General features: G+C 67.1%; 7 protein-coding genes. 1 reads left to right on the forward strand and 6 read right to left on the reverse strand.

All coding sequences use genetic code 11. The annotated features are described in order from the left end of the window. The 5 genes from VFA16_RS15680 to hisD all read right to left on the reverse strand — a co-directional run. On the reverse strand, positions 1 to 144 hold a 144-nt coding region (locus VFA16_RS15680), incomplete at its 3' end, for a HisA/HisF-related TIM barrel protein (RefSeq protein ID WP_324968711.1). A gap of 1 nt (position 145) precedes the next feature. Then, complete coding sequence (gene hisH, locus VFA16_RS15685; protein ID WP_324968706.1) at positions 146 to 760, reverse strand: imidazole glycerol phosphate synthase subunit HisH; 615 nt, start codon at positions 758 to 760, stop codon at positions 146 to 148. Then, positions 757 to 1,371 carry an imidazoleglycerol-phosphate dehydratase HisB gene (gene hisB / locus VFA16_RS15690; RefSeq protein ID WP_414687738.1) on the reverse strand — a complete coding sequence of 205 codons (615 nt, stop codon included), beginning with the start codon at positions 1,369 to 1,371 and terminating at the stop codon, positions 757 to 759. Before hisB ends, hisH begins: the two co-directional genes overlap by 4 nt. A 7-nt stretch (positions 1,372 to 1,378) precedes the next feature. Then, on the reverse strand, positions 1,379 to 2,548 hold the full coding sequence (locus VFA16_RS15695; RefSeq protein WP_324968708.1) for a histidinol-phosphate transaminase: 1,170 nt from the start codon (positions 2,546 to 2,548) through the stop codon (positions 1,379 to 1,381). After that, on the reverse strand, positions 2,545 to 3,861 hold the full coding sequence (gene hisD, locus VFA16_RS15700) for a histidinol dehydrogenase (protein ID WP_324968712.1): 1,317 nt from the start codon (positions 3,859 to 3,861) through the stop codon (positions 2,545 to 2,547). The genes VFA16_RS15695 and hisD overlap by 4 nt, the downstream gene beginning before the upstream one ends. Positions 3,862 to 3,921: 60 nt before the next feature. Between hisD and VFA16_RS15705 the strand changes: the two genes are divergently transcribed. After that, a complete protein-coding gene (locus VFA16_RS15705) occupies positions 3,922 to 4,332 on the forward strand; it encodes a nitroreductase family deazaflavin-dependent oxidoreductase (protein ID WP_324968709.1) in 411 nt (136 codons plus the stop codon). Here the strand turns inward: VFA16_RS15705 and VFA16_RS15710 are convergent. After that, a partial coding sequence (locus tag VFA16_RS15710; RefSeq protein ID WP_324968710.1) for an SRPBCC family protein occupies positions 4,263 to 4,709 on the reverse strand: 447 nt, incomplete at its 5' end. The genes VFA16_RS15705 and VFA16_RS15710 overlap by 70 nt on opposite strands.

Below are 4,709 nucleotides of genomic sequence, written 5' to 3' on the forward strand. Positions count from 1 at the left end.
GATCCATTCGGCGCCGTCGCGCTGCCAGCCCAGCGCAGCGTCGACGGCCGAGCCGTACTCGGTTTCGCTACCGGCTCGGCCTTGCACCAACCGCACCGCCTGTCCGTCGACTACGTCGACGGCCGGCAACAGAATCAATGACATTTCAAAGCCCCTCGACCCAGTTGCTCAGTAAGGCCGCGCCGGCGTCACCGCTCTTTTCCGGGTGGAACTGGATGGCGGCCAACGGGCCGTCCTCGACGGCGGCCAGGAACGGCACGTGATAGGTGGCCCACGTCACCAGCGCGTCGGCTGCGCCCTCCCAGCGCTGGGCGGCGTAAGAATGCACGAAATAGAACCGCGCATCAGCGTCGAGCCCTTTGAACAGCGCGCTGCCGGGCGCGGCGGCCACGACGTTCCAGCCCATGTGCGGGATCACCGGCGCATCAAGCCGCGTCACTGCGCCCGGCCACTGCCCGCAGCCCTGCGATTCGACACCGAACTCGATCCCGCGCGCGAACAAGATCTGCATGCCGACGCAGATACCCAATACCGGGCGTCCTGCGGCCACCCGCTCGGAGATCACCTTGCCCCCATTGACCTTTCGAAGCCCGTCCATGCAGGCCGCGAAGGCGCCGACGCCTGGCACCACCAGCCCGTCGACGGCAGCGGCCGCATCCAGGTCAGCGGTCACCTCGACCGAGGCGCCGGCCCGCTGCAGCGCGCGCTGCGCGGACCGCAAATTGCCTGAGCCGTAGTCCAGGACCACGACGGATTTCACAACGTCCCTTTGGTGGACGGGATCCCGGACACCCGGGAATCGGGTTCGACGGCCTGACGCAATGCACGCGCGATTGCCTTGTACTGCGCCTCGGTGATGTGGTGCGGGTCACGCCCGTAGAGCGTGCGGACGTGCAGCGCGATGCGGGCATTCATCGCCAGTGTCTCGAACACGTGCCTGTTGACGACGGTGTGGTACGGCACCGTGTTACCGGCAATCGTGAAGTGCCGCAGGTGATCCGGCTCGCCGGTGTGCACGCAGTAGGGCCGGCCGGACACGTCGACCGCAGCGTGGGCCAGCGCCTCGTCCATCGGGACGTAGGCATCACCGAACCGCCGGATGCCGGTCTTGTCGCCGAGCGCTTGCCCCAGCGCTTGGCCGAGCACGATCGCGGTGTCCTCGATCGTGTGATGCGCCTCGATTTCGACATCGCCCTTGGCGCGCACGCTCAGATTGAAGCTGGCGTGGCTGCCCAGCGCGGTCAGCATGTGGTCGTAGAACGGGATACCGGTGTCGACATCGACCTGCCCGGTGCCGTCGAGGTCCAGTTCGACGACGATGTCGCATTCTTTGGTGGTGCGTTCGACGCGCGCCCGGCGGTTGGTTGTCATGAAGCTCCTAGTCATCTTGGTGGCGACCGGCTGCGCCCGGCTTTGCCGCGGTTGCGATCGCCACCAGCGGCTCTGCCAGTTCAGTCGCGGCGATGTGTTCACTGGCCTTCAGGAACGCATCGTTTTCCTCGGCAAGGCCCGTAGTGACGCGTAGATACCCGGGGATGCCGACATCGCGGATCAGTACACCGGCATCGAGGTAGCGCTGCCAGGCGGTGGGCGCGTCGGCGAACTGCCCGAACAACACAAAGTTGGCGTCGCTGGGGATGACCCGAAAGCCCAAGCGGGTCAACTCAGTCGTCACTCTCTCGCGTTCGGCGATTAGTGCGGCGACACTGCCCAGCGTGTCGTCGGCGTGGCGCAGCGCAGCCCGGGCCGCAGCCTGGGTAATCGACGACAGGTGATAGGGCAGCCGTACCAACACCATCGCCTCGATGACCGCCGGCGTGGCGATCAGGTAACCGAGTCGGCCGCCGGCGAAAGCGAAAGCCTTGCTCATGGTGCGGGTGACGACGAGCTTGGTCGGATACTCCTGCACCAGTTGGACCGCGCTGGGCTGCGACGAGAATTCGCCGTAGGCCTCGTCGAGAATCAGGATGCCCGGTGTCACGTCGAGTAGCCGTCGCAGATCCGACAGCGAAACGCTTTGCCCCGATGGGTTGTTAGGGCTGGCCACCATCACGATATCGGGTTGGCGTTCGGTGATCGCGGCGACGGCGGCGTCAACGTCGATGCTGAAGTCGTCGGCGCGCACCGTCTGGAGCCATTCGGTGTGAGTGCCGTCGGCGATGATCGGGTGCATCGAGTACGACGGCACAAAACCGATTGCACTGCGACCCGGCCCGCCGAAGGCCTGCAGCAGCTGTTGCAGAATCTCGTTGGAACCGTTTGCAGCCCAGACGTTTTCGGTACAGAGCTGCGTACCGGTCTGGGCGGCGAGGTAAGTAGCCAAATCGCGCCGCAGCGCGACCGCGTCACGGTCCGGGTAGCGGTGCAACCCGGCGGCCGCTTCGTGCACCGACCGCGCGACATCCTCGACCAGCGCCCTGCTGGGCGGATGCGGGTTCTCGTTAGTGTTCAGGCGCACCGGAACTGCCAATTGCGGTGCGCCATAAGGCGTCTTACCGCGCAAATCGTCGCGCAACGGCAGTTCGTCGAGCGTCGGGCGACGGGTCATCGCTCGAACCTCCGCCGTATCGCCTCACCATGCGAGGGCAGATCTTCCGCTTGCGCCAGCGTGACCACATGCCCGGACACGTCTTTGAGCGCGGCTTCGGTGTAGTCGACGACCTGGATGTCACGTAGAAAGGTCTGCACCGACAGCCCGCTGGAATGGCGGGCGCTGCCGGCGGTCGGCAACACATGATTGGAGCCGGCGCAGTAGTCGCCCAGGCTCACCGGGGAGTAAGGGCCGACGAAAATTGCGCCGGCCGAATGGATTCGGGCCGCGACGTCGGCGGCATCCACGGTCTGGATCTCCAGATGCTCGGCGGCGTAGGCGTTCACGACGCTGATACCGGCGTCGAGGTCGTCGACCAGGATGATCGCCGACTGCTGACCGGACAGCGCGGCCGTCACCCTCTCCCGGTGCACCGTGGTCTGCAGCTGGCTGGCCAGCTCCGCGTCGGTGGCGTCGGCCAGCTCGACGCTGGGGGTGACCAGCACGCTGGCGGCCATCACGTCGTGTTCGGCCTGGCTGATGAGGTCGGCGGCCACGTGCGCGGGATCGGCGGTGTGGTCGGCGAGGATGGCGATTTCGGTCGGCCCCGCTTCGGCGTCGATGCCCACCCGCGAGCGGCAGAGCCGCTTGGCGGCGGTGACGTAGACGTTGCCGGGACCGGTGATCATGTCGACCGGCGGCAGCTCGCTGCCGTCCGTGTCGGTGCCGCCGTAGGCCAGAAGCGCCACGGCCTGCGCGCCGCCGATCGCCCAGACCTCGTCGACGCCGAGCAGCCGTGCGGCCGCCAAGATGGTCGGGTGCGGGAGGCCGCTATGGGCAGCTTGCGGTGGGCTGGCCAGCACCAAGGAGTCGACGCCCGCGACCTGCGCCGGCACCACGTTCATCACCACGCTGGAGGGGTAGACCGCGTTGCCGCCAGGCACGTAGAGGCCGACCCGATCGATCGGAACCCATCGCTGTGTGACCGTCGCGCCTGATCCGAGTGTGGTCGTGACGTCGGAGCGGCGCTGTGCGGCGTGCACCGCGCGACTGCGTTCGATGGCCACCCGCAGCGCGGACAGCACCTCGCGGTCCAGCCGTGCCAGCGCCGCGTCGAGCTCGTCGACCGGGACACGCACGGTCGCTGGCCGTACCCCGTCGAACGACTCGCCGTACTGCAGCGCCGCCTCGGCCCCTCGCTCCGCGACCGCCTCGACGATCGGGCGCACCGTCCCCAGCACCGCATCCACGTCGCCGCCACCGCGCGGCAACGCAGCCCGCAGCCGGGCAGCCGAGAGCTGCGCGTCGCGTAGGTCGATGCGGGCCATCACGTTCACGCTGACCATTGTCCCAGGCAGTTCAAATGCATATCGGACCGGTACAGTGACCGCATGTCCGTACAGGATCGTCCCAACAGCGCTCCAGGCGTGCCGATGATGTTCCCGCCGTGGTTTGAGCGGTGGCAGGTCAAGTACATGAACCCGGCGATCAAGCCGATTGCCCGTTATCTGCCCGGTGCCGCGCTGATCAAACACCGCGGCCGCAAGTCCGGAAAGCCCTACGAGACCATCGTGACCGCGTACCGCAAGGGCAACCTACTGGCGATTGTGCTCGGCCACGGCAAAACCGACTGGGTGAAAAACGTGCTGGCCGCCGGCGAGGCCGATGTGCAGTTCCTGCGGAAGTCAATCCACATCACCAATCCGCGGATCTTGCCTGCCGGCACCGGCGGTCAGGAGCTGCCGTGGCTGGCGCGGCTGCAGGCGCGCCGACTGGGCGTCTTCGTCGCCGACATCGCCTGAGGACCCGCTTGGTCCTCGAGCGTGCGCTTGATGACCGGCGCAGCCTCTTCCATCGCGTTGCACAGCGGCTCGGCCAGCTCATGGGGCAGCACATCACGAGACCAGACAAAGCGGCAATGGCCCGCGCGGTCTGGCACGATCTGCATCACAGCGTTGTCGTGCTGAGGTCGGACAGTGTCGCCGATCAGCGAGTACACGATCCGGCGGGCGGCCTCGTCACGAGCGACTAGGCGCTCCCGTGCGACGGTGCCCTTGGCAAAGGTCACCACGCGGAGGTCGCCGTCTGTCTGGCACGACACCACGTAGCCGCGGGCCATCCGAACTGGGCCATCGGCCCAGTTGCCAATCACCTGCCACGCCTGGTCGGCATCGAGGTT

Source organism: Mycobacterium sp. (genome assembly GCF_035653355.1).
GTDB lineage: Bacteria > Actinomycetota > Actinomycetes > Mycobacteriales > Mycobacteriaceae > Mycobacterium.